The organism is Bartonella sp. TT29SHDZB (assembly GCF_042193395.1).
Classification (GTDB): Bacteria; Pseudomonadota; Alphaproteobacteria; order Rhizobiales; family Rhizobiaceae; genus Bartonella.
In genome coordinates, this window is sequence record NZ_JBHILQ010000081.1 from 1 (window position 1) to 1,896 (window position 1,896).

Sequence of the window (1,896 nt, forward strand, 5' to 3'; positions counted from 1 at the left end):
ATAACCCTTTGAAACAACTCTAATGGATAAGCAGGGTTGCCAATGGTTTCAACAGCATAGTGATTGGCATCATTCACAATACCACTCTTTTTATCTGTTTTTACACATTGACGCCCCATAAACCATTCAAGAGCAGGCTTGCCATTGACGATATACTCATAAGCTTACTTAGGGAGATCTGTCATGATGATATTGCTATTATAAGTAACTGTTGATTTATTCTTTTCCTTACTATCCTTAATTTTTGCGAATTTCATTTCAGTCACATAATAAAACTTTTCGGGATTAGAGATGTCAGTTAATTTTGGATTACCCTTTTTAAAGGTCTCAGGATAAGGTTCTACAGTTTCATAGTTTACGTGCAAATGACCCAATTTACGCCCTGCTGTTACAAACTTCCAAAATCATCAGCATTCTTTACACACGGGATACGCGGCAATTCTTTAGAGAGGTTATTGACATAACGAGTGCGATAATCTTCTGAATGCAAAAGACCGTAAACATAATAAAACAGATCATCTTTAGTGTTTTTTCATTGGGATAAGCAGTTTTAAAATGCGCTAATCCTTCATCAGTTATGGCATTACGCATTTTCTTTTTTCTTGTTTTAGTAAATAAACTATCGTCATGCTATTTTTCTTATCAAGCGATAATAATGGAGTGTTTCTTGTTGTCTCTAATATGTAACAGTTCCAATAAATTTGGTCTATTCTATGAATAACAGTCTTTACTTGAAGCTCAAGATTATATTACATGCAACACCTTAAAATTAAGAAGCATATAGAGCATATGATTGTCATTTAACAGTGTCATTGTAAAATCTTCAAAAGCGGGGGAAATGATATGGTTTGCACAACACATAAAGCAGGTGTATACAGTACAGTCTATGCTTTTCTCTCAGATGTTATAAGTATTATTCTCATCAAAAAATTAAAAAATTGTTACGCGGTTGGCGATTTTTTCTGTGACGCTGATGATATGGTTCATTTTGTTGCTCATTTTGAGGACACAATGAATGCATAGATTTTTTTTCACTTTTGTTTTTGCGGCTATTTTGTGCCTTTTCTCATTGCCGAGTTTTGCCGAAAACATTCGTGAGAAAGCGATTAATCAATCAGAGAGCATCCAACGACAACAAACACAACAACAGCGTTCTCAGCAATTGCAGCGTAAAAACAAAACCCATGAGGTATTTTTGCCAGACGATGATACCACATCTGCCTATGGTGCTTCGCCTAGTACAACCTGTTTGCTGATCAAAAGCATTGAATTTGTTGATGCTCAGTTGATTTCTCATACCGACCTTCATGAAGCCATTTCTCTTTGGGAAGGACGGTGTTTGGGGATTGCCGAAATCAATAAAGTGCTCAAAGCGGTGACCAAGCTTTATATGAAGCGCGGCTATATTGCGGTGCGGGCTTATTTGCCTGAGCAAGATTTAAGCGGCGGTCATCTCAAGATTGTTGTTGTTGAAGGTGTGATGGAAGATATTACCCTTGATGGGCATAAAGTTGGAAGGAAATCTCAAGGAGAAATCACCACGGCTTTTCCAAACCTTATTGGAAAACCGACCAATCTGCGCCAGATAGAGCAAGGGCTTGATCAAATCAATCGGCTTTTCTCACGCCAAGCCACCATTAATCTTGGTGCGGGGAGCAATTCGGGTGGTTCGATACTCGATGTTCATATTGAAAAACAGAAACCTTGGCTTATTACGCTTTCCAGCGATAATCTTGGTGCTAAAGCAACAGGAATTTATCAAACGCGCTTGAGCCTTTCTTTTGATGATCTGTTGGGGATCAATGATCAATGGTCGTTTAGCTATCAGCGTTCTATGGATGGTAGTCCGTATCATTTTTCTCACAAGCGCCCCAATAGTGATACTCTAACGGGATC

2 protein-coding genes and 1 pseudogene are annotated in these 1,896 nt (G+C 38.2%); 2 read left to right on the plus strand and 1 reads right to left on the minus strand.

The window, feature by feature from the left end; genetic code table 11:
• Positions 1-588 (minus strand): annotated as a pseudogene (locus ACFIJJ_RS09600) (type ISP restriction/modification enzyme); the annotation flags it as partial.
• A 255-nt stretch (positions 589-843) separates the two neighbouring features.
• On the opposite strand from ACFIJJ_RS09600, the gene ACFIJJ_RS09605 reads away from it, so the two are divergent.
• Together ACFIJJ_RS09605 and ACFIJJ_RS09610 are read left to right on the plus strand one after the other, a co-directional pair.
• On the plus strand, positions 844-1,023 hold the full coding sequence (locus ACFIJJ_RS09605) for a hypothetical protein (protein WP_026500659.1): 180 nt from the start codon (positions 844-846) through the stop codon (positions 1,021-1,023).
• On the plus strand, positions 1,016-1,896 hold an 881-nt coding region (locus ACFIJJ_RS09610), incomplete at its 3' end, for a ShlB/FhaC/HecB family hemolysin secretion/activation protein (RefSeq protein ID WP_375646786.1). The genes ACFIJJ_RS09605 and ACFIJJ_RS09610, both read left to right, overlap by 8 nt.